This is a genomic window from Geomonas propionica (assembly GCF_016458235.1).
In the GTDB taxonomy this organism is placed as follows: Bacteria; Desulfobacterota; Desulfuromonadia; order Geobacterales; family Geobacteraceae; genus Geomonas; species Geomonas propionica.
In genome coordinates this window covers 271,338-294,448 of record NZ_JAEMHK010000002.1, presented here as the reverse complement: position 1 = coordinate 294,448, position 23,111 = coordinate 271,338, and the positions used below count along the sequence as shown (strand labels likewise).

The following is a 23,111-nucleotide window of genomic DNA, read 5'->3' as shown; positions in this document are numbered from 1 at the left end:
GTATCTCCGGTATCGGGTGCGGCCAGTCCGGTCGCTCCCCGTAGATGGTGTTGGCGGGACTACAGTTCGCCCGTCGCCCTCTTGACCCGCGCCGCGGCGACCTGGAGGTCGAAGACGCTGCGATAGTAGTCGGTCCTGGTTTTGGTGAGCAGCGTCTGGGCGTCGACGACCTCGGTCGCGGTGCCGACGTGCTCCTGGTAACGGTCCTTGGTGATGCGCAGGTTCTCTACGCCTTGGGTGATCGCCTTTTCGGCGATCCGGATCCGGGCGTCGGCCACCTTTAGGTCGTTCGCGGCCATGTTGTATTCCAGCCGGGTCCGTTCCTCGAGATCCCTCAGCCTCTCCTCGTCGCGGGACCGGGTCTGGACCGCCTGCCTCACCCTGGCAGCGGAAGCCGGGCCGTCGAAGAGGTTCACCTTGAAGCCCACCGTCAGAGCGGTGATGGCCTGTTCGCGCACCTTGCTGTTGGAGAGATAGTCGACGCCGAACTTGGCGAAGAACTCCGGGTAGTGACTGGTCTTGGCTTCCTCCACCGCGAACTCGTCGGCACCAACCAAGGCCTTCAGCGCGGAGATCTCGCCACGCTTGCCGAGATCGGGAGTGCCTGAGGACGGCGGGAGCTGCGCCTCGTCTTTCAGTTCCGCGCGGAAATCCGGTGCGGCACCGGTCAGGTAGTTCAGGAGCAGCCACCCGTTCTCCACTTGGTTCTGGGCGCTCAGAACGCTCTGCCGGCTGGAGGCAACCCGCACCTCCGCCTGCAGCAGGTCGTTTCGGGTGACGACCCCCTCGTCGAAGAGCGCCTGGGCGGTTCTCTGATGCGATTCCATCTGTACCACCTCGTCCGCGGCGGCCTGCACCAGCTTCTGGGCGGTCAGGATGCCGTAGTACGCCTGCACGACCTGCAGAAAGAGGTCCTGTTGGTTCGCGGAATAGGAGTATTGGGCAGCCTCGCCGCGCAGCCGCGCCATCCCCTCGTTGTCCCTGGTGCGGCCGAAGTCGTACAGGGTCTGGTAGACGCTGAAGTTGAAGAAGGGGTAGCGTGGGTCCTGGGTCTCCTGGGACGCCGTGCCGAACTTGAAGGCCTGGGCCTTGGCCTGGGCGACGTATCCGCCCTGCAGGTCGATGCGCGGCAGCTTGGTGGAACGGGCCACGTTCACCTGCTCGCGGGCGATCTCCACCTCGCGCGAGGCTGATTTCAGCCCTTGGCTGGTGGTCGCCGCACGCTCCAGGGCCTCTCCGAGGGTGAGCGACTCGGCGCTTGCCGTGCCGGCGAATCCGCAGCAGAGCAGGGTGAGCAGCAGTATGACTAAATGCATGAAAGCTCCAGAATCATGTGCGGATCTTCTCCAACAGGGATTTCAAGGTTTCCACTTCCTGGGGGGCGAGCTTGGCGATGAACACCTCCTGGGCCTGCAAGGCGAGGGGGGCCAGGACCGACTCCAATGCCTTCCCCTTGTCGGTGAGGCAGATGCGGTAGGCGCGGCGGTCGACCGGATCGGTCTTGCGAACCACCAGCCCCTCTTTTTCGAGACGATCGATGAGCCCGCCCATGGTGGTGCGGTCGATCTGGCTCTTCGCCGAAAGCAGCGACTGGCTGAGGCCATCCTCGCGCCAGAGGAAACCAAGCAGGCCGAACTGCTGAGGAGTTAGGTCGTGTTCTTCGAAGTGTTCTTTGAAGATCAGGCAAGCGCGCTGATAGGCTTTGGCCAACAGGAACCCGACTGTTTTCTCGATATCGATGGGAGGAGATGTCTTTATTGGGTCCATAGATGTTCCAGTGCCAACGGTTGCAACGTGAGATTTTTTAATGGGAGCAAAGTGAAGCTGCAGCAGGGTGATCATTATGCATATAATCAGTATGCTGTCAATCATCCGTAAGACGGCGCCTTTACTGCCAAATCCCGGGCCTCACAGGCGGTCGCATCCGCACCACCAGGGAACTGTTGGGGGGCTTTAAAAGTAGCTCTTCCGGTTGTACCCGCCGCGCCCGTGAGATACCTTGTTCTCATGTGTGGCAAAGATTGGTGATCTTTACTTTTATGCCGCCGATGCTATCTTGTAACGGGCTGACATGGGGAGCTTTCCCCCTGCTCAGGAGGTGTGCATGCGGATACTGATAGCCGAAGACGATCCTACCATACGCCAGATGATGGTCACCCTGCTGGGGCGATTGGGCCACGATTGCCAAGGAGTCGACAACGGGCGAAAGGTGGTGGAAATATGGGAGCAGGAACGGCTGGATTTCATCTTCATGGATGTTCAGATGCCTATCATGGACGGCCTGAGCGCCACCAGGATCATTAGGGAGAAAGAAATGGCAAGGGGAGGGCACGTGCCGATCATCGCCCTTACCGCACATGCAATGGAGGAAGACAAGCTGCAATGCCTTGATGCAGGGATGGACGCCTACCTTTCCAAGCCGATCGACCTCGATGTACTCCTTTCACTGCTGGAGCAGGACTACCCGCAGCACTGACGGTGACCAAGCACCGCTTTTTGAACCACCTCCCTCAAAGACTGCCCGGCTGTAGCCTTCCCTCATAAACCAATCAGTCCCTTGCTTCCTTACCTCATGCTGTGAGAAGTGTCTTCGCGTCCCGTTCCTTACATGTATATAAGATTATGGTATCTTAATGTGGTTCGGCGCCTTGCCTGGATTAACCTGCGCCGAGGGAGCCCACATGAGTAAGTACGGGTGGAACGAGGAAGCGGGCAGCATGCCAAACTACCAGCGGTTTCAGGGACAGATATTTGCCGAGCAGGTGGATCAACTGTTCCGGCTTGCCCCGTACGGGATGTTTGCTGCGGTCGTGAACGCACTACTGGTATTTCTGGTGCTTAAGAACGTGATGCGGCTCAGCTATCTGACAGCCTGGTTGGCGCTGGTCATCCTGTTAACGGGGCTGCGCTTGTTGCTCACGTTCAGCTACTTGAAAAGCAGTCGCCATCCGGCAGAGGCCAAGCGGTGGGCCAACCGGTTCCTGGCAGGACTGGTCGTGGCCGGTCTGTGCTGGGGGGGCATCGGGGTGCTCCCGTTTGACGACGGGGTGCTGGCATACGAGGTGTTCATCGCGTTCGTACTGGGGGGGATGGCCGCTGGGGCGTCCACCACCTTTGCCACCGTGAAGCATGCCTATCCCGCTTTTGCATTGCCGACCCTGTTGCCGCTTACCGTGCACTTCATCGCGATCAACGACACCTTCCACCTGGTGATGGCCACCATGGTACTGGTCTTCTGTCTCCTGCTGTGGCGCATCTCCCTGCATAACTACGCCCTCAATACCTCGTCTCTACTCCTGAAGTACGAGAACCGCGAGGTGATAGAGACCCTGGAGCAGTCCAAGGTGCGGGTGGAGCACCTGAACACGCAGCTTGTCGCCGAGATTCAAGCCAGGAGGGATGCCGAGGAGGAACTCCGGGCTCAGCAGGAACTGCTCGAACACGAGGTGGCGGAGCGGACCGCGGCGCTGCGCCAAAGCAACGAGCTATTGCTGAGCGAGATAGAGGAGCGCAAGCAGTATGAAGTCGCCCTTTTGGAGACCGGGAAGCATCTGGCCATCGCCCAGAGTAATGCGGAGGCCGCCAACCGGGCTAAGACGGAATTCCTGGCCAACATGAGCCACGAGATGCGGACGCCGTTGGCCGGTGCGCTGGGGATGATGAAGCTGGTGCTGGACATGGATATAGGTGCGGAGGAGCGAACCCTGCTGGATATGGCGAAGCGCTCAGCCGATTCCCTGGTCAGGATCATTTCCGACGTGCTCGACTTCGCCCGTTTGGAAGCCGGCATGATGACCTTCGAGCAGAAACCGTTTTCGCTGCAGGGGGTGGTGAAATCGGCGCTGGAAGTTGTCTGCCTGGTGGCCGAGGAAAAGAGGCTGAAGCTTACCTGGGACGTCGACGGGAGCCTTCCCGACGCGATGGTCGGGGATCAGGGCCGGTTGCGGCAGGTGCTGGTGAATCTGCTGGGGAACGCCTTGAAGTTCACCGAGCAGGGTGCGATAGAGCTGAAGGTGATGCCGGCGGATCCGAAGGATGAGGAAGGGATGATCCTGTTTTCGGTGCGCGATACCGGTATCGGCATTCCGTCAGACCAGTTGGAGAGAATCTTCGGCAGGTTCACCCAGGTCGATTCCTCCCTGACCCGGCAGCACGGCGGCACCGGGTTGGGGCTCGCGCTCACCCGCCAGATCGTCGAGAAGCTGGGCGGAAGGATCTGGGCGGAGAGTCGCGAAGGTGCGGGGAGCACCTTCTATTTCACCATTCCTTGGTACCGGGGAGCCGACGGCCGATCAGCCCACGACATCACCCCATCCTGACTGCTTTCGCAAGCAGGTTTTCCTTAAGGCGGTCACCTTGCGCCGCGCCGATCGGGCATGGTGCAAATCCATCCAGCCCCTAGCGCATGGCGAACTTTTGCTGCGCGCCCGCCTGATTTCCCTTAGGGGCCACCTTCTGCTGGTCCTGTTTGAAAGGGGGAAGGCGGTACAGTTTCTGGTACATCTGCATGCCGCTCACCACTTTCTTCACGTATTCCCGCGTTTCCCTGAAGGGGATGCTCTCCACGAACTCGTCCTGGGGCAAGTCGCCATAGGCCTTCTGCCAGCGTTTCACGTTGCCCGACCCGGCGTTGTAGGCGGCGACGGCCAGGGTGAGGTTCCTGTCGTACAACTCCAGCAGGTCCTTCAGGTGCCGGGCGCCCAGCTTGATGTTCAGGTCGGGGTTGGTGAGCCGTTTGGAATCACCCTTGGACATCGCCTCGGCGGTGGAGGGCATGATCTGCATGAGGCCTACCGCGCCGACCGGCGAAAGGGCTGCCGGAAAATAGTTGCTCTCGGTGCGCATCACCGCGTACACCAGGCTCTCGGGAACGGCGCTGGCAGCGGCGTTCTTGGCGACGTCGTCGCGAAAGGCGAGCGGATAGGTTACGCCGAGGATGGTGGTGTTGTCCTTGTCGCCGCGCCTGGGCTTCTCGTTGGCCATGGTGTTGTAGGCGCCGTTGTAGTTGCCCATCTCCAGGTACAGTCTCGCGATTCCCGCCGGGTTTTTCCCCTTCTTGGAAAGAGAAAGTTCGCGCGCGGCCTCTTCGAAGAGCCCGAGGGTGATGAGCGCCTTCTCGCGCTCGAAGCCAGCCGGCATGGGGAGCACTTCTGCCATGTTCTTCGGGGGCTGCGGCAGCGCGTCTCCGCCCTGGAACTGGTTGCTGATCAGCGCATAGTAGCCGAGCGGGAATTCGGCGGCCAGGGTGGCTAAGACCGACTGGGCGCCCTGGTCGTCACCAGTGAGGGTGAGGGTCCGGGCCAGCCAGTAGAGCGCTTTGTCCCGCAGGTCCTCGCGTTCGGCGAGTTTCCTGAACTGCGCGGCGGCCTCCTGGTAGTCATGGGCCTGGTAGCTGCACCAGGCTGCTTCCCAGAGCACGTTGCCGTTTTTCTGGCTGGGCACCATGGCCAGGTACTTCTTGAACAGCGGCACAGCTTGGCTCCATTGTCTCTGGAAGCGCTTCAGGTAGGCCGCCTCCAACATCGCTTCCTGGGCCACGGTGCCACTCTTGGCGTCCTGGCCGAGCTTCAGGAAGAGTTGGAGCGCCTCGTCTCCCTTGCCCGCCTTGTCCAGGGTGCGCGCCAGCCAGAGATCGGCCTCGGTGTTGGCCGGCAGTGAGCTGAAGGTGCTTTGCGCCTGCTGGTAACGCTTCGATTTGTACAGGGCCTGCCCCTTCTTGAACTTCACCTTGCGCGCGAACTCCTCGCTCTCGCCGGCGAGCGGGATCTCGGCGTAGGCCTCCGCCGCCTTCAGATTGCGGCCGAGGTCGTACAGGGTGCCGGCGCGCTTATAGAGTTCCGCGCTGGTGTAGGGATCTACCTTGATCCCCTGTGCGGCGAGCCCCTGCAGTTCGACTGCCGCTTTGTCCGCAAAAGGGGAGGCCGGGTAGACCATATAGATGTTGCGCAGGACGGCCGCGGCCGCCGCTGCATCGCCTGTTTTGATTTTGCAGAGCGCGGAACCGAAGAGCGCGGAGATGGAGTCGGTGCCGGAGGGGTAGCGTTCCACGAAGGTGGCGTAGCTTTGCTGCGCCTCTTTGGGGTAACCCGCGGCGGCCAGGGTGTCGGCGTAGAGGATCAGGGTCTGGCGCGCCAGGCGGCTGCCGGGGTGGTCCTTGAGCAGCTTGTACAGGGGAGGGAGAGCCTGGTCGTGGCGCTGCAGTTTGGAAAGGGCGAGCCCCTGGTAGTAGAGGGCGTAGTCGGCCAGGAGCGGGTATCCCTCGGCAGCGGCGGGGAGCTGGGTTGCGGCCTCGTCCCACTGTTCCATCTTGGCGGCGGCGATGCCGGCCATGAAGGAGCGCAGGGCCGGGTCGTTGATGCCCAGAGCGGCCTCGCGGGCGCCGCGGAAATCCTTGACCTGCATGCGCTGGGCGGCTGCGCTGAGCGACGTGTCGGGTTTGTTGAGGTTGACGGCGGAGGCGGGAAGGGTGGCGTACAACACGAACGCTGCTGCTGCAATGGTACGGCAAAACATGGCTACTCCCTGTCGTTACAAAAGCTAACCCGTATTTGTACCCAACCCACGGCGAAAAGGCAATCCAAAAGCACCCAAGATTTATGCAGGATCTTCCACCGCATGCATCAACATCCCTCTCCCCCCGGGAGAGGGCTAGGGTGAGGGGGGGGCAGGGACAAAATGACCGCTGCCGGCAGGGCCCTCACCCGCCCTTCGGGCACCCTCTCCCGGAGGGAGAGGGGTGGACACACGTTGATCGCTTTTACGGACGCAATCGATAACTGCCTTCCCGCCTCTTCTTGACTTTCCTTTAGGGGTTCTGCATTATCCAACGGTACTGATTTCAATAATTTCCCGAAGGGGTTCTGTAATGCGTAAAGGCAAAGACGCGATCATGAGGCTGCTCGGCAAGGGGGAGCCGGTACCGTACCGGCAGATGCTGAAGGCGCTCAACGTATCCCGGCACGAGCGGGGACGCCTGGACGACATGCTCGATTACCTGGTGGAGACCGGCGAGATCGCCAAGCTGCCGGGGCGGATCTACACGGTGGCCGGGGCGGGTGACACCCTGCGCGGCAAGCTTTCCACCCACCGGGACGGATACGGCTTCGTGATGCCCGAAGACGGCGGCGAGGACCTGTTCGTTCCGGCGCGCTACCTTACGGAATACATGAACGGCGATACCGTGGAGGCCCAGGTGGTCTCCACCAGGCGCGACGGCAAAAGGGAAGGGCGCATCCTGGCCCTGGTGCAGCGCGGCGTCACCGAGATCGTAGGGCGCTTCGAGGCGGTCGGCAAGGGGGGACGGGTCATCCCGGACGACCCCAAGCTCGGCCGCGACCTGTTCGTGACGCCGGGACCCGCGGGCGGCGCCTTGAAGGCCAAGGACGGCCAGATCGTCTTGGCGGCGATCACCTCGTACCCGGTGGGCGCACGCCCCCTGGAGGGACGCATCATAGAGGTGCTGGGTGAGGCGAACGACCCGGAAGTCGAAGTGCTCACCGTGATCAAGAAGTACGAGCTGCCCCACGTCTTCGACGAAAAGGTGATGGCCGAGGCGGAACAGCAGCCGCAGCAGGTCACCGAGGAGGCGATCCAGGGGCGGGTCGACCTGCGCCAGAGGCAGACCGTCACCATCGACGGCGAGACCGCCCGCGATTTCGACGACGCGGTTTCCGTCGCCCGCGAAGGGGACAAGATCCGGCTCTGGGTCTCCATCGCCGACGTCTCGCACTACGTCGCCGAAGGGTCCCGCCTCGATACCGAGGCCTACCTGCGCGGCACCTCGGTCTACTTCCCGGACCGCTGCATCCCCATGCTCCCCGAACAGCTTTCCAACGGCATCTGCTCCTTGAACCCGCAGGTGGACCGCCTCACCATGACCGCCGAGATGCTCTTCGACTCGGACGGGGCGCGGGTGGACCAGAAGTTCTATACCAGCGTGATCAAGAGCGCGGCCCGGCTCACCTACACCACGGTCAAGAAGGTCCTGGTGGACCAGGACGCCGAGGCGATCGAGACGAACCGGCACCTGGTCGCCGACCTGAAGGTGATGGAGGAACTCTCCCTCAGGCTGAACGCGGTGCGCAAGGGGAGGGGGAGCATCGACTTCGACCTTCCCGAGCCGCAGATCATCCTGGACCTGCAGGGTGAGACCACGGCCATCGTGCGCGCCGAGAGAAACCTCGCCCACCGCATCATCGAGGAATTCATGCTGGCGGCGAACGAGGCGGTGGCCCATTTCCTGGAGACGACCCCGGTGCCGTCCCTGTACCGCATCCACGAGAACCCGGACCCGGCCAAGCTGCAGGACCTCTCCGAGTTCGTCTTTGGTTTCGGCTATATCATGAAGGTAGTGGACGAGAAGGTGAGCCCGGTTGCCCTGCAAAAGCTCCTGGCCGAGGTGATCGGCAAACCAGAGGAGCGGCTCATCAACGAGGTGCTCTTGCGCTGCATGAAGCAGGCGCGCTACAGCGCCGAGAACCTGGGGCACTTCGGCCTGGCCGCCTCGTCCTATACCCATTTCACCTCGCCCATCCGTCGCTATCCGGACCTCGTGGTGCATCGTATCCTGAAAAGGGTGCTTTCCGGCAAGATGAAGCAGGCGGACAAGGACCGGCTGGAGGCGCGGCTTCCGGAAACGGGGCTGCACACCAGCAAGCGCGAGCGGGTCGCCATGGAGGCGGAGCGCGAGATGGTCGACTTGAAGAAGATGCAGTTCATGCGCGACAAGATCGGCGAGGAGTACGACGGCTACATCACCGGCGTCGCCCCCTTCGGCCTCTTCGTGGAACTGGTCGATCTCTTTGTGGAGGGGATGGTCCCGGTGGCGACCCTCCCGCAGGACTATTACGTGCACCTGGAGAAGAGCCACGCCCTGGTGGGGGAGAGAAGCCGCGCCATGTACCGCATCGCCGACAAGATCCGGGTCAAGGTGGCGGCGGTGAACGAGCCGCGCAAGCAGGTGGAGTTCGCCCTGATCGGTACCCTGGAGAAGCGCCCCATCGAGCCCGTGGCCGACGTGCGCAACGCCTATCAGCGCATCCCCATCAAGGGGAAGCGACCCAAGCCAAAGCGCCGTTGAAAGCTGTTGCGCTGGCTTTCCGCGCTGTGGTATAGAATTAGTTTGAGCTCTGCGCGGTATTAATTAGGAGATACACGTTTTATGGCTGAAGAAAAGGTACTGCCGTTCATGGAGCACCTGGTAGAACTCCGCAAACGGCTCATCGTCTGCGTTTTCGCCATCATCATCGGCATGGGGGTCGCCTGGAACTTTTCCACCGACCTCTTGAAGTTCGTAGAGCAGCCGCTGACCGGCAAGACCTACCTGTCCGAGATAAAGAAATCCCTGTACGAGAAGGTGAAGCAGAGCTACCCGGAAGCGTACCAGCGCATGAAGCTGGGCGAGGAACACGCGGTCGCGGAAAAGCCGCGCATGCTGAACTACAGCGCGCCGCTCGAGCCGTTCTTCGTGCAGTGCAAGATCTCCATGCTGGCCGGCCTGGTCATCGTGCTCCCGGTCCTGTTCCACCAGTTCTGGCTCTTCGTGGCGCCGGGGCTGACGCGCAAGGAGCGGCGCATGGTGGTCCCCTTCGTGACCACGGCGTCGCTCGCCTTTTGCACCGGGGCCATGTTCTTTTTGATCATCATCTGGCCGGTGATCATCAACTTCTCGCTCTCCTACGAGGCGAGCGGGCTGCAGAGCTGGTACAACATCTCGTCCTACATCAACTTCTGCCTGCGCCTGATCCTCATGTTCGGCCTCATCTTCGAGCTCCCGATCCTGGCGCTCCTTTTGGCCCGTTTCGGCATCGTCAACTACCGGATGCTGGCGACCCGCAGGAAATACGCGCTCCTGGCGAGCGCCATAGTCGCCGCCTTTCACGCGGACCTGGTGACCATGTTCGTCATCATGATCCCGCTCTATCTCATGTACGAGATCAGCATCTGGGTCGCGCTTTTGTTCGGGAAGAAGAAACTCCCCCCTGCGCCCGTCGAACCGGCCGAGGCCTGAGGATCCGTTCCCTTCATGGTGATATTTCGTAGCGTTTCCGACATAAGGGAAAAATTGCGCCGCCCGGTGGTCACTATCGGCAACTTCGACGGCGTCCATCTCGGGCACCGCGAGATCTTCCGCAGGGTGAGGGAGCTGGCCCGCGAGATCGGCGGGGTTTCCGTGGTGATCACCTTCGCGCCGCACCCCCTGAAGGTGGTCGCGGCGCACCAAGAGGTGCGGCTGATCACTACCTGCCGCGAGAAGCAGGCCCTCATCGAGGGGTCCGGCATCGACTATCTCCTCGAGATCCCTTTCGACCGCACCTTTGCCGCCATGCCCGCCACCGAATTCGTGCAGCGGGTGCTGGTGGACGCGATCGGCCTGGAGCGGCTGGTTATCGGCTACGACTACGCCTTCGGGCGCGGGCGGGAAGGGGACGTGAAGCTCTTGCGTGAGCTCGGCACGCGCTTTGGCTACAGCGTCGAGGAGCTGCAGCCCATCTCCGACGGCGCCACCGTCTACAGTTCCACCGCGGTACGCCGGTTGGTGAGCGCAGGTGACGTCGCCGCCGCCTCGCGGCTTCTGGGACGGCACTTCTCCATCACCGGCAAGGTCGTGCACGGCCACGAGCGGGGCCGGGGGCTCGGCTTTCCCACCGCCAACATCGATACCGAGAAAGACCTGATCCCGTCGGTCGGCGTCTACGCGGTCAAGGTCTGCCTGGGGGACCGGCTCCTGGACGGTGCCTGCAACGTCGGCCCCAACCCGACCTTCGGCAACGGCCACCTCTCCATCGAGGTGTTCCTGCTCGATTTCGAGGAGGACCTGTACGACCGCGAGATCACCCTCTTCTTTATCGAGCGGCTGCGCGGCGAGAAGAGGTTCGCGAGCATCGACGAACTGAAGATTGCCATCGCGGCCGACGTGGAGCGCTGCCGCGAGATCCTCCGCGAGGTTCGGCCCGTCGCCTCGGAAAGCGGCGGCGACTGGGACTGCATGACGGCGCCGGCCAAGGACACCCACTGATCATCCAGCAAAGGGGTCAGGCACCTGGCGCCAAGAAGGGGGACCGGCACCTGGCGGAGCCAGTCCCCGCGCGGGCTCCCCGCGCTGACTAGAGCAGAACCGAAGACAGGAGCCTGATTGTTCACACGAAAACTCGATAAAAAGCTCTTGGTCGGCCTTGTCATCAGCGCCCTCTGCCTGATCCTGCTCTTCCGGAAAATCGACTTCCACAAGATGGCCGATGCCTTCGCGGGGCTGGACTACCGCTACCTGGCGCCGGCGCTGCTCCTTACCTTCGTCAGCTACTACCTGCGCGCCGTGCGCTGGAAGTTCCTGCTGCTCCCCATTAAGAAGACCAGCCTCGGCAAGCTGTTCCCTTCCACCCTGATCGGCTACATGGCCAACAACCTGCTGCCGGCGCGGCTTGGTGAACTGGTGCGCGCCTACTCCCTGGGAAACAAGGAAGGGATCGGCACCAGCGCCGTATTCGCCTCGCTGGTCTTAGATCGGCTCTGCGACGGCTTCACCGTGCTCCTAGTGCTGGTGATCACCTTCTTCACCATCAAGCTTCCAGCCGGGATGGAAGGGGTCCAACGCGCGCTGGTCACCGGCGGCTACATTACCTTCGGGCTCTACCTTGCCGTGCTCACCTTTCTCTTCCTGCTCAGGCGGCACACCGAGTTCACCCTCGGCGTGGTGACGCGCCTGGTGCGCCCGGTCGCCCCGCACCTGGCCCAGAAGATCGACGGCGTGCTGCGCTCTTTCATCTCCGGCATCCGCTTCCCCGGCAGCGCCGGCTCCGTGCTGGGTATTCTGGTCAGCTCGCTTTTGATCTGGGCCACCGCGATCTGGCCCGTGGACCTGATGCTGCGCGCCTTCGGCGTGGTACTGCCGCCGACGGCTGCCATGTTCATCATGGTCTTCCTGGTCTTCGCGGTCATGGTGCCGGCCTCCCCCGGCTTCATCGGGACCCACCACCTGGCCTGCGTCACCGCCCTGTCCGCCTTCCTGATCGGCAGCGAGCGCGCCCTGAGCATCGCCATCGTTATTCACGCCATGGGTTTTTTCCCGGTCACCGTCGCCGGCCTTTGCTGTCTGTGGCGCGACAAGCTTTCCATCAGGAACATCAGCGAAAATACCTCTCAGGAGCAATTGCGTGAACAATAACGGCATCCTCGGCAGGCTGGACCACTGCGCCATCCTGGCCTTTTGCATCCCCTTGTTCATCTATCTTTTGACACTGGCCCCCACGGTGACCTTTTTCGACAGCGGCGAGTTCCTGACCGCCATCGCGTCACTGGGCGTCGCGCACTCCCCCGGGTACCCGCTGTTCATCAACTACGCCAAGCCGTTCACCTTCCTCCCCATCGGCAGCATCGCCTTCAGGGTCAACTTCGCCACCGCGGTCTCAGCGGGCCTTGCCTGCTACGGCGTGTACCTCTTAACGGTGAAGTTCCTGGAAGGGGAGGAGACCCTGTGGCAGGGGAGGTTCGCCGGACTGCCGGTGAAGCTCGCAGCCCTGGCCGCCTCCGTCACTTTCGCCTGCAGCGCGAGGCTCTGGTTGCAGTCCAACCACGACAAGCCCTATCCCCTGTTGGCCTTCATCTGCGCGGTGGTCTTCTACCTGATGCTGTTGTGGAGGGAGAGCTTCCTGGACGGTGACGAGCGCCCCGCCTACGTCTACCTGGGGGCCTTTCTCTGCGGCCTGGGCGCGGGCGCGCACCAGATCATGGTGCTGATGATCCCCACCTACGCCTTTTTGCTCTGGTCCGCCGACCGTCGCGTCATCCTGCGCTTCAAGGAGTTCTTCATCGCCTTCGCCTTCGGGGTGCTCGGTTTCGGCATACACCTGCACCTGGTGGTGCGGGCCTTCCGGAACCCGGTGCTCAACTGGGGGGACTCGAAGAACCTGGAGCAGTTTCTCTGGAACATCCTGCGCAAGGGGTATCCGACCGAGAAGCCGGTCCGCGACCTGAACCTGCTCTGGGCGCAGCTGAATGCCTTCAACGTCCCCTACGAATTCACCGCGGTCGGCATGGCGCTCCTCATCATCGGCCTGGTCTTTTTCTTTTACAAAAAGCGCGAACTGGTGCTGGGCTACCTGATCGCCCTCGGCTCCTTCCTGGCGGTGATCGTCGGCTACTTCAATACGCCGGGTGAGCTCGTCTTTCTGACCGAGGAATTCTTCACCCCGCTGTACCTCCTTACCGCCGTCTTCATCGGGATCGGGCTCTTCGCACTGTTCAAGGAGGCGAGCCAGCGTCTGCCCGACTCCGCGCCGCTGCGCCTGGGGCTCATCGCGCTGCTCTTCATGCTCCCGCTCACCATCTTCGCCCGCAACTTCGTGGAGAACGACCAGCACGAGAACTACATCGCCTTCGACTACGCCACCAACACGCTCCGGTCGCTGCCCCAGGACGCGGTGATGTACACCTGGGGCGACTCCGGCGCCTTTCCGCTTTGGTACCTGCAGGGGGTGGAGCGGATGCGCGAGGACCTCGACCTGCCGCACACTCCGCACCTGGTGTTCGACTGGTATCTGGACAGCATGCCCCGCATGTTCAAAGGGAGCCAGCTGTACAAGCTGCCGATGGATTACCGTTCACCGGACAACACGCTGCTCACCTCGGTCATGGAGCAGTACAGTCGTCGCCCCGTCTTCGTTGACTTCTCCACCAAGTACTCGATCAACTTCAGCAATTTCGTGCTGCATCAGCGCGGCATCACCTTTCGGCTGGACAACCCCAGCGTGCCTCAGTTTCCGCCCGACCTGGACAGCTGGCCCATCTACTCGCTGCGCGGCGTCCTCGGGGATCACGACATGTTCTTCCGCGACCTCGATACCGGCAAGGCGATCCTGATCTACGCCGCCGCCCTGATCGAGTCCGGACAGACCCGGCTGCGCATGGGGCAGAAGGAGGCGGCGGTCCGCGACCTCAAGATCGCGGCGGCCATCTCGCCGGAGAACAAGCCGCAGATCGACGCTATCCTGAAGGCGAGCGGGGCGCAGTGATGACCATTACGGGCAAGACCACGGTAACCGGGATCATCGGCTGGCCGGTGTCCCATTCACTTTCGCCGGTGCTGCACAACGCCGCCTTCCAGGCCCTCGGCATGGACTGGGTCTACGTTCCCTTCCCGGTGCCCCCGGAGCGGCTGGCCGAAGGGATCGCCGGGCTCAAGTCGGTGGGCGTGGCGGGTTTCAGCGTCACCATCCCGCACAAGGTGGCCATCATCCCCCTGCTGGACCAGGTGACTCCGGAGGCCGAGCTGATCGGCGCGGTCAACACCGTGGTTGCGCGGGAAGGAAAGCTGACCGGGCACAACACCGACGGCATCGGCCTCATCGCCGCCCTGCGCGAAAAGCTCTGCTTCGACCCGGCCGGTAAGAACGTCCTGGTGCTCGGTGCGGGGGGGGCTGCCCGCAGCGCCGTGGTCTCGCTGGCATTGGCCGGGGCCGCCGGGGTTACCATCGCCAACCGCTCCCTCGATACGGCCGCGGCGCTGGCGCAACTGGTCGCTGCACGCCTGACGCAGACCGCTTTCACGACCCGCGGGCTCGACTCCCTCTCCGATGCCGGGTTCACGGGCTCTTTCGACCTGGTGGTCAACACCACCTCGGTGGGGATGGCCGGCGACTCCTTTGCCGGGTTCGCCCTCTCCTCGCTCAAGTCGGGGGCGTGTCTGTACGATATGGTCTATGCGCCCCCGGTTACTCCGCTCTTGGCGCAGGCCGGGGCGCTGGGCATTCCCTGCGCCAACGGCTTCGCGATGCTGGTGGCGCAGGGGGAAGCTGCCTTCCGGATCTGGACCGGGGCCACGGCTCCCAAGGGGTGCATGGAAGGGGCGCTGGCCGCGCTCCTGTAGGTTTGAGCAATTTCTTGACATTAAGGCGATTACAAAATACCATTCACCAGTTATTTAACCCCCTGAGGTAGCTATGCATGTAAGCAGACTGGGTGAACTGCTGGTCACAAACAACCTGATCACCAAGGAACAGCTGAAGCAGGCGCTCGCGGAACAAAAGGCTGCGGGCGGCCAACTGCGTCTGGGCTCGATTCTGGTCAAGGAAGGGCTGATCAACGAAGCAGATCTCACCTCCTTTCTCTCCAAACAGTACGGCGTTCCGACCATCAACCTGGCTGACTACGAAGTCGATGCCAGTGTCGTCAAGATCATCCCTGTCGATATTGCCCACAAGTACCAGATCGTACCGGTGAACCGCGCAGGTTCAACGCTCATCATCGCCATGAGCGACCCGAGTAACATCTTTGCCATCGACGACATCAAGTTTATGACCGGCTACAATGTCGAAGTCGTCGTCGTGGCAGAGAGTTCCATCAAGGCTGCCATCGATAAGTTCTACGACCAGAGCGCCTCCTTGGCCGACGTGATGAACGACCTGGAGATGGAGGACCTGGAGGTAGTCGGCGACGAAGAGGACATCGACGTCGGCTCTCTGGAGCGCGCCACCGAGGATGCCCCGGTCGTCAAACTGGTGAACCTCATTCTCACCGACGCCATCAAGAAGAAGGCCTCCGATATCCATATCGAGCCCTACGAGAAGTACTTCCGGGTGCGCTACCGCATCGACGGCGTGCTCTACGAGGTGATGAAGCCTCCCCTGAAGCTTAAAAACGCCATCACCTCCCGCATCAAGATCATGAGCGAGCTGGACATCGCCGAGCGGCGTCTGCCGCAGGACGGCCGCATCAAGATCAAGCTCGGCGGCGGCAAGGACATGGACTTCCGTGTCTCGGTGCTGCCGACCCTGTTCGGCGAGAAGATCGTTCTGCGTCTTCTGGACAAGAGTAACCTGCAGCTGGACATGACCAAGCTGGGCTACGAGCCCGAGGCGCTGTCGCACTTCCAGCGTGAGATCCACAAGCCCTTCGGGATGGTCCTGGTCACCGGGCCTACCGGTAGCGGCAAGACCGTTTCGCTTTACTCCGCGCTCTCCGAGCTGAACAAGGTGACCGAGAACATCTCCACCGCCGAAGATCCGGTCGAGTTCAACTTCGCCGGCATCAACCAGGTGCAGATGCACGAGGACATCGGGCTCAACTTTGCGGCCGCCCTGCGTGCCTTCCTGCGCCAGGACCCTGACGTGATCATGATCGGCGAGATCCGTGACTTCGAAACTGCGGAGATCGGGGTCAAGGCGGCCTTGACCGGCCACATGGTGCTCTCGACCCTGCACACAAACGACGCCCCCTCCACCATCAACCGTCTGCTCAACATGGGCATCGAGCCGTTCCTGGTCGCCTCCGCGGTAAACCTGATCACGGCCCAGCGCCTGGCGCGCCGTGTCTGCGGGGAGTGCAAGGTGGTCGAGGAGGTGCCGGTGCAGGCCCTGATCGACGCCGGGATGGCGGCCGACCAGGCCCCGTCCGTGGTCTGCTACCGCGGCACCGGCTGTCCCAAGTGCAGCGGCACCGGCTACAAGGGGAGGGTGGGCTTCTACCAGGTCATGCCGATGCTGGAACCGATCCGCGAGCTGATCTTAAACGGCGCCAACACCGCCGAGATCAAGCGCGAGTCCATGCGTCTGGGGGTCAAGACCATGCGCCAGTCCGGACTTACCAAGCTCATGGAAGGGGTCACGTCATTCGAAGAAGTTCTCAGGGTTACCGTGGCCGATGACTGACGCCACCAAAGGATAATGGAGACGAGGTATTCATGATCAATTTTCATCAAATGCTCAAGGAACTGGTGGAGAGGGGCGGCTCCGACCTCCACATCACCACCAATACCTCGCCGCAGATACGCATCGACGGTAGGCTGACCCCGATGGACGTCCCGCCTTTGACCCCCATCGAGACCAAACAGCTCTGCTACAGCATCCTCACCGACGCGCAGAAACACCGGTTCGAGGAGGACAACGAACTGGACCTCTCCTTCGGCGTCAAGGGGCTGTCGCGCTTCAGGGGTAACATCTTCGTGCAGCGCGGCGCCGTCGCCGGCGTCTTCAGGGTGATCCCGTACAAGATCCTCACTTTCGAGGAGCTGGGGCTCCCCCCCGTGGTCACGGCCCTGTGCGACAAGCCGCGCGGCCTGATCCTGGTCACCGGTCCTACCGGTTCCGGTAAGTCGACCACACTCGCCTCGATGATCGACCACATCAACCTGAACCGGCACGACCACATCGTGACCGTCGAGGACCCGATCGAGTACCTGCACCCGCACAAGGGTTGCATCGTGAACCAGCGCGAGGTGGGCGCCGACACCAAGAGCTTCAAGCACGCCCTGAAGTACGTCTTGCGCCAGGACCCCGACGTGGTCCTGATCGGCGAGTTGCGCGATCTGGAGACCATCGAGGCTGCGCTGACCCTGGCGGAAACCGGCCACCTCTGCTTCGCCACGCTGCACACCAACTCCTGCGCCCAGACCATGAACAGGATCATCGACGTGTTCCCGCCCTACCAGCAGACCCAGGTGAGGACCCAGCTCTCCTTCGTGCTGGAAGGGGTCATGTCCCAGACACTGATCCCCAGGGCCTCCGGACCGGGACGCGCGCTGGCGCTCGAGGTGATGGTCCCCAACCCGGCGATCCGCAACCTGATCCGCGAGGACAAGGTGCACCAGATCTACTCGCAGATGCAGGTGGGCCAGGAAAAATTCGGCATGCAGACCATGAACCAGTGTCTGATGAACCTTTTGTCGCGTCGCGTTATCACGGTGGACGACGCACTGGGTCGTTCTTCCGAACCCGACGAGTTGAAGCAGATGCTCGCGCCGGGTGGCGGGGGGGCGGGGCAGATGAGACGTCCGCCGCAACGATAGCAGGAGCCAGTCCCGGCCCGCGCCGGGAGAGGAGTAACAAATGACAAAGTACGATTGGGAAGCAAAGAGCAAGGCGGGTGGCACCCAAAAGGGGGTCATGGAGGCCGCCAGTGCCGCCATGGTGGAGGCGCAGCTCAAGAGATACGGTTTCTCCAGCATCACCGTCAAGGAGCACGGCAAGGGGCTCTCCATGGAGCTCAAGATTCCGGGCTTCGGCGGCCCCAAGAAGATCGAGACCAAGGACCTGGTCGTCTTCACCCGTCAGTTCGCCACCATGATCGATTCGGGCCTGCCGCTGGTGCAGTGTCTGGACATCCTCGCCAGCCAGCAGGAGAACCCGACCTTCAAGGACATCCTGGTGAAGGTCAAGGAGAGCGTCGAGAGCGGCTCCACCTTCGCCGATGCCCTCGCCAGGCACCCCAAAGCCTTCGACCAGCTCTACGTCAACCTGGTCGCGGCAGGCGAGGTGGGCGGTATCCTCGACACCATTCTGGCCAGGCTCGCAGCCTACATAGAAAAGGCGATGAAGCTCAAGAAACAGGTCAAGGGCGCCATGGTCTACCCGATCACCATCATGTCCATCGCGGTCATCGTCGTGGGCGTCATCCTGGTCTTCGTTATCCCGACCTTCGCCAAGATGTTTGCCGACTTCGGTGGTGAACTGCCCATGCCGACCAAGTTGGTCATCGCGCTCTCCAACTTCCTGGTCAAGTACATCGTGGTCATCATTGCCGCCGCCTTCGGGATCAAGTGGGCCATCGGCAAGTACTACTCCACCGCCAATGGCAGGAAGGTGATGGACGCCATGGCGCTTAAGGCGCCCATTGTCGGACCGCTGGTCCGCAAGGTTTCCGTGGCCAAGTTCACCCGCACCCTCGGGACCATGATCAGCTCCGGCGTCCCGATCATGGACGGACTGGAGATCGTTGCCAAGACGGCGGGGAACAAGATCGTCGAGGAGGCGATCTACAACGTGCGCACCTCCATCTCGGAAGGAAAGACCATCGCCGAGCCTCTGGCCGAATGTGGCGTGTTCCCGCCCATGGTGGTGCAGATGATTTCCGTGGGCGAGGCGACCGGTGCCATGGATGCCATGCTCAACAAGATCGCGGATTTCTACGACGACGAGGTCGACGACGCCGTCGGCGCCCTCACCTCCATGATGGAACCGTTGCTCATGGTGTTTCTCGGCACGACCGTCGGCGGACTGGTCATCGCCATGTATCTCCCGATCTTCAAGTTGGCCGGTGCGGTTGGCGGTTAAGCTGGATGATCGAAAAGAAAAAAGTCTTCTGGTTCATACTTCTGAGACTCTTGGTGGTATCGGTCTTCCTCGTTACCACCCTTTATCTAGACGTACACACCTATGATGTAAGTGGCGAGGTAGCCGGCAGAGTGCTGGTCCGGTTGCTCGGCGCCACTTACCTTTTTTCGCTTCTTTCACTGGTGGTGCTGAGCAAGGCATCTGACAGGACCACCCGTACTCTGACCCATCTCCAGATCGTCTGGGACCTCATCCTGGTTACCGTCCTGATCCTGGTTTCCGGTGGCGTCACCTCCCACTACGCATTTCTCTATTTTCTGTCCATCATCAGCGCCAGTGTGCTCCTGGCCCGCTCCCAGGCCTACTATACCGCGTCACTTTGCGTCATCCTCTACGGCGCGATTCTCGACTTCCAGTACTACGGCAAGTTGGCGCCCCTGGGGCTTTCCCCTTACCCGGCGCAGCAGTGGGGCGCCGAGTACCTGTTTTACCTGATCTTTCTCCACTGCGCCTCCTTTTTCCTGACCGCCTTGCTGGCCGGACACCTGGCCGAGCGCGCGCGGGTTTCCGAAAGCGCGCTGCAGGAGAAGGCGATCGACTACGAGGAACTGGAACGTCTGAACTCCTGCATCGTCTCGACCATCGACAGCGGACTTTTGACCATCAATGCCGGCGGCAGGATCCGGGTCTTCAACCGCTACGCCGAAATACTGACCGGGGTCTCCCAGCAGGATGCCTACGACCGCCCCCTCACCGATGTCCTGCCCGGCTGTGCACGTTTCCAGTCGACCTTCTTCGAGCCGGGGCAGGGGGAGTTCCAACACAAGGGGCCGGACGGCAACGAGCTGCTGTTGTCGTTCAAATCTGTTCCGCTACTGGACAAGAACGGAGACCCGGCGGGGGCGATCTTAGACCTGCATGACCTGACCGAGCTGAAGCGGATGGCCTCCGAGTTGAAGCGGGCTGACCGCCTCGCCGCGCTCGGCGAACTTTCCGCCCGGATGGCCCACGAGATACGCAATCCGCTGGCAGCCATCAGCGGCTCGGTGCAACTGGTCGCGTTGCGGCCCTGGGTGGACAGCAAAGACGAGCGTCTTTTCTCGATCATCCTGAGGGAGACTGACCGCCTGGACGGCCTGTTGCGCGATTTCCTCTCTTACGCCAAGCCGAACCAGCCTGACAAGGTCGCGCTCAACCTGCACCGGGTGATCGCCGACCTCTGCGCGCTGCTCGCCACCGATCCCAGGCTGGACGGGGTCGAGGTCGACAACCTGATCCCTGCCGATCTGGTGGTGCAATTCGACAAGGACCAGTGCACCCAGGTGTTCTGGAATCTGCTGGTCAACGCCGCGGAAGCGATCGCGGGGGAGGGGCGCATCCGCATCGACGGCGCCCTGGTCCAGGAGAGCGGTGGGGGGCGCGAAGCGCGCATCATCATCCGGGACAGCGGCTCTGGGATGAGCCAGGACGACGTGAAGCGGGTCTTTGAACCCTTTTTCACCACCAAGAAGGGGGGCACGGGGTTGGGCCTGGCCACGGTGTACCGGATCGTGGAGACCAACGGTGGCAGAATGGCCATAAACAGCTCCGAAGGGAAGGGGACCACGGTCACGCTGCACCTTCCCGCTTAAGGGAACCGGTTCGGCCTGTGGTCATGACAGATGTGGTGGCGCGGCTGTCGCGTCTACAGCAACTTGAAGCGAGGTTTTACATGCGTGCCAGGATTTTGGTTGTCGATGATGAGCTGAGCATGCGGGAGTTTCTCGCCATCTTGCTCGATGGTGAGGGGTACCTGGTGGATCAGGCCGAAAGCGCGGAGGACGCCCTGTCCCGTATCGGAGGGCAGTCGTACGAGATGGTTATCTCCGACGTCAGCATGCCGGGGCTAGGTGGAATAGAGCTCTTGTCCCGCATCAAGTCGCAATGTCCGGACACCGCAGTCTTGATGATCACCGCTTTCACCACGGCGGAACAGGCGGTGGAGGCGATGAAGCTTGGCGCCTACGACTACATCGGCAAGCCCTTCAAGGTGGAAGAGGTGAAGGTGCTGGTGCGAAAGGCGCTGGAAAAGCGGCGGCTTGTGCAGGAGAACATCCGGCTCAAGGCAGAAGTGCAGGAGCGTTTCAGCTTCTCGGGTCTCATCGGCAAGAGCAAGCAGATGCGCGAGGTCTACGACCTCATCGCCAAGGTCGCCGACAGCACCGCCAACGTCCTCATCACCGGAGAGAGCGGCACCGGCAAAGAACTGGCGGCCAGAGCGATCCACTACAATTCCCCGCGCAAGGATGCCCCCTTCGTGGCGGTCAACTGCGGCGCCATCCCAGAAACCCTCATCGAGAGCGAGCTCTTCGGCCACACCAAGGGCGCCTTCACCGGCGCCATCGCCGACCGCCCCGGCCTGTTCGAACAGGCCGAAGGGGGCACCCTGTTTCTTGACGAGATCGGCGAGGTCCCTTTGCTGTTGCAGGCGAAGCTCTTGCGCGTGCTGCAGGAGAGGGAGTTCCGCCGGGTAGGGGGCGCCGTTTCCCTCAAGGCCGACGTGCGCATCGTGGCGGCATCGAACCGCAACCTTGAGGAGCAGGTGCGCGAAGGAAGCTTTCGCGAAGACCTCTTTTACCGCCTGAATGTGGTGCAGATCCGCATGCCCTCTCTCAAGGAGAGGAGCGAGGACATCCCCGCGCTGGTCGAACATTTTTACAAGAAGTACTCCCTCTGGTCCGGCAGCGGCGACATCATCACCCCCGATGCCATGCGCGTCCTTTACAACTACCCTTTCCCGGGCAACGTGCGCGAGCTCGAGAATCTGGTCGAGCGCTGCGTGGTGCTCGGCAGCAGGGTGATCGCGCTGGACTGCCTCCCCCCCGCGGTACGCGAGCAGCGCGCCGTCTCCTCCGCCCCGGACGGCATCGGCATTCCCGAGGAGGGGATGGACCTGCAGGCCTACCTGGACAACCTGGAGCAGAAGCTCCTGGTGCAGGCACTGGATCAATGCGGCGGGGTGAAGAAACGGGCGGCGGCACTGCTCGGCATGACCTTCCGCTCCTTCAGGTACCGCCTGGCGAAGTTCGGTATGGATGAAGACTGACTGACAAAAAACGTCACCATATTGTTGCCAAAATTGTCGCTGTGACGTTTTGGGGCGGCTGTGTCAGTGCGTGCGATTGAGACAAAGTCGTGTTATTTACTCTGCTTATAACTGTTTCTTGATTTTGGCCCACATGTTGCTCTACAGAACATGTCTTGCGGTACCGATGATCTAACCAGATCTTCCAATCGGCAATCCACCAACGAAAAGGAGAAACAGATGTTAAACAAAATCAGAAGCAACAAAGGCTTTACCCTGATCGAGCTCTTGATCGTCGTCGCGATCATCGGCATCCTGGCCGCCATCGCAATCCCGCAGTTCTCCGCTTACCGCGAGAAGGCCTTCAACGCCGCTGCCAACTCCGACCTGAAGAACTGGAAGACCGGCCAGGAAGCGTACTACGCCGACGTGCAGACCTACCCGTCGCACTACGAGTGGAACTAAGACCAATAACCGAATCTGCTAATTTTGGAGGATAAAATGAAAAAAGTTCTTGCCTTAACGCTGCTCTCGCTTTCTTTCGCCTCGTCGTACGCTTTTGCCGGCGCCGGTGTGGCCGGTACCGCTATGGCTACCGGTGCCGTATCCAACCCCGCCGTCTCGATTTACGGTGGCAACTCTCAGCAAAATGCTCAGGACGCTAAAAGCCCGCTGATCAAGCTGTCTTCCAAAGTAAGCGCTACCATCAACTATGACGAGACTGGCAAAGCCGTCGGTACCAGCTCCGCCTATGCCATCGGCACCAAGCATGTAGACGGCTCCAAGATTTTCGGTACCGCCTGGAACTCGACCACCATCTTCTTCAAGCAGAACGCCAGCGGGACCGCTTTGACCAATGCCAATTTTGGCTCCGCTAATGACAACACCAACTTCGGTGTCGCCGGTTGGACTGCGTACTAGGTTAAGCTGGTACCCATCGGATTCACGGAGAACGGGATGTTTCGGCATCCCGTTTTCTATGGTGCCTCGGAATTTTACTGCCA

Annotated in this window: 18 protein-coding genes; 15 read left to right on the top strand and 3 right to left on the bottom strand. The window is 61.7% G+C overall.

The features are described from left to right. Positions 1-59 precede the first annotated feature (59 nt). Both JFN90_RS03915 and JFN90_RS03910 read right to left on the bottom strand, forming a co-directional pair. Positions 60-1,316: a TolC family protein gene (locus JFN90_RS03915; protein ID WP_199393791.1), complete on the bottom strand. Its 1,257-nt coding sequence runs from the start codon at positions 1,314-1,316 to the stop codon at positions 60-62. A gap of 13 nt (positions 1,317-1,329) precedes the next feature. Beyond that, positions 1,330-1,767, bottom strand: a complete 438-nt coding sequence (locus tag JFN90_RS03910; RefSeq protein WP_199393790.1) for a MarR family winged helix-turn-helix transcriptional regulator — start codon at positions 1,765-1,767, stop codon at positions 1,330-1,332. 337 nt (positions 1,768-2,104) lie between these two features. Here JFN90_RS03910 and JFN90_RS03905 point away from each other — a divergent pair, with 337 nt between their 5' ends. Next, a complete protein-coding gene (locus JFN90_RS03905; RefSeq protein ID WP_199393789.1) occupies positions 2,105-2,476 on the top strand; it encodes a response regulator in 372 nt (123 codons plus the stop codon). A 205-nt stretch (positions 2,477-2,681) separates the two neighbouring features. Further along, positions 2,682-4,319, top strand: coding sequence for a sensor histidine kinase (locus JFN90_RS03900; protein ID WP_199393788.1), 1,638 nt, complete (start codon positions 2,682-2,684; stop codon positions 4,317-4,319). A gap of 79 nt (positions 4,320-4,398) precedes the next feature. Here the strand turns inward: JFN90_RS03900 and JFN90_RS03895 are convergent, their stop codons facing one another. Next, positions 4,399-6,513 carry a lytic transglycosylase domain-containing protein gene (locus JFN90_RS03895; protein WP_199393787.1) on the bottom strand — a complete coding sequence of 705 codons (2,115 nt, stop codon included), beginning with the start codon at positions 6,511-6,513 and terminating at the stop codon, positions 4,399-4,401. 352 nt (positions 6,514-6,865) lie between these two features. Here JFN90_RS03895 and rnr point away from each other — a divergent pair, with 352 nt between their 5' ends. From rnr to JFN90_RS03830, 13 genes are all read left to right on the top strand, one after another. Next, entirely contained in the window at positions 6,866-9,079 is a 2,214-nt protein-coding gene (gene rnr / locus JFN90_RS03890; RefSeq protein WP_199393786.1) for a ribonuclease R, read from the top strand. Positions 9,080-9,160: 81 nt separating this feature from the next. Next, positions 9,161-10,009 carry a twin-arginine translocase subunit TatC gene (gene tatC, locus JFN90_RS03885; protein WP_199393785.1) on the top strand — a complete coding sequence of 283 codons (849 nt, stop codon included), beginning with the start codon at positions 9,161-9,163 and terminating at the stop codon, positions 10,007-10,009. Positions 10,010-10,024: 15 nt separating this feature from the next. After that, positions 10,025-11,017, top strand: coding sequence for a bifunctional riboflavin kinase/FAD synthetase (locus JFN90_RS03880; protein ID WP_199393784.1), 993 nt, complete (start codon positions 10,025-10,027; stop codon positions 11,015-11,017). Between the two features lie 117 nt (positions 11,018-11,134). After that, positions 11,135-12,163 (top strand): lysylphosphatidylglycerol synthase transmembrane domain-containing protein, encoded by a 1,029-nt coding sequence (locus JFN90_RS03875; RefSeq protein ID WP_199393783.1) that lies wholly within the window; start codon positions 11,135-11,137, stop codon positions 12,161-12,163. Continuing rightward, entirely contained in the window at positions 12,153-14,009 is a 1,857-nt protein-coding gene (locus JFN90_RS03870; RefSeq protein WP_199393782.1) for a protein O-mannosyl-transferase family, read from the top strand. The genes JFN90_RS03875 and JFN90_RS03870 overlap by 11 nt, the downstream gene beginning before the upstream one ends. Then, positions 14,009-14,863, top strand: a complete 855-nt coding sequence (locus tag JFN90_RS03865; protein WP_199393781.1) for a shikimate dehydrogenase — start codon at positions 14,009-14,011, stop codon at positions 14,861-14,863. Before JFN90_RS03870 ends, JFN90_RS03865 begins: the two co-directional genes overlap by 1 nt. A 73-nt stretch (positions 14,864-14,936) precedes the next feature. Further along, positions 14,937-16,643: a type IV-A pilus assembly ATPase PilB gene (pilB, locus tag JFN90_RS03860; RefSeq protein WP_199393780.1), complete on the top strand. Its 1,707-nt coding sequence runs from the start codon at positions 14,937-14,939 to the stop codon at positions 16,641-16,643. Positions 16,644-16,675: 32 nt separating this feature from the next. Then, complete coding sequence (locus JFN90_RS03855; protein ID WP_199393779.1) at positions 16,676-17,779, top strand: type IV pilus twitching motility protein PilT; 1,104 nt, start codon at positions 16,676-16,678, stop codon at positions 17,777-17,779. A 40-nt stretch (positions 17,780-17,819) separates the two neighbouring features. After that, positions 17,820-19,043 (top strand): type II secretion system F family protein, encoded by a 1,224-nt coding sequence (locus JFN90_RS03850; protein WP_199393778.1) that lies wholly within the window; start codon positions 17,820-17,822, stop codon positions 19,041-19,043. A 5-nt stretch (positions 19,044-19,048) separates the two neighbouring features. Continuing rightward, entirely contained in the window at positions 19,049-20,674 is a 1,626-nt protein-coding gene (locus JFN90_RS03845; RefSeq protein ID WP_199393777.1) for a two-component system sensor histidine kinase NtrB, read from the top strand. Between the two features lie 80 nt (positions 20,675-20,754). Beyond that, a complete protein-coding gene (locus JFN90_RS03840) occupies positions 20,755-22,128 on the top strand; it encodes a sigma-54-dependent transcriptional regulator (RefSeq protein ID WP_199393776.1) in 1,374 nt (457 codons plus the stop codon). A 219-nt stretch (positions 22,129-22,347) separates the two neighbouring features. Further along, positions 22,348-22,572: a type IV pilin protein gene (locus JFN90_RS03835; protein WP_199393775.1), complete on the top strand. Its 225-nt coding sequence runs from the start codon at positions 22,348-22,350 to the stop codon at positions 22,570-22,572. Positions 22,573-22,608: 36 nt separating this feature from the next. Next, the gene (locus tag JFN90_RS03830; protein ID WP_199393774.1) at positions 22,609-23,028 is read left to right on the top strand and encodes a hypothetical protein; all 420 of its coding nucleotides are present in this window, start codon (positions 22,609-22,611) and stop codon (positions 23,026-23,028) included. Positions 23,029-23,111 lie beyond the last annotated feature (83 nt).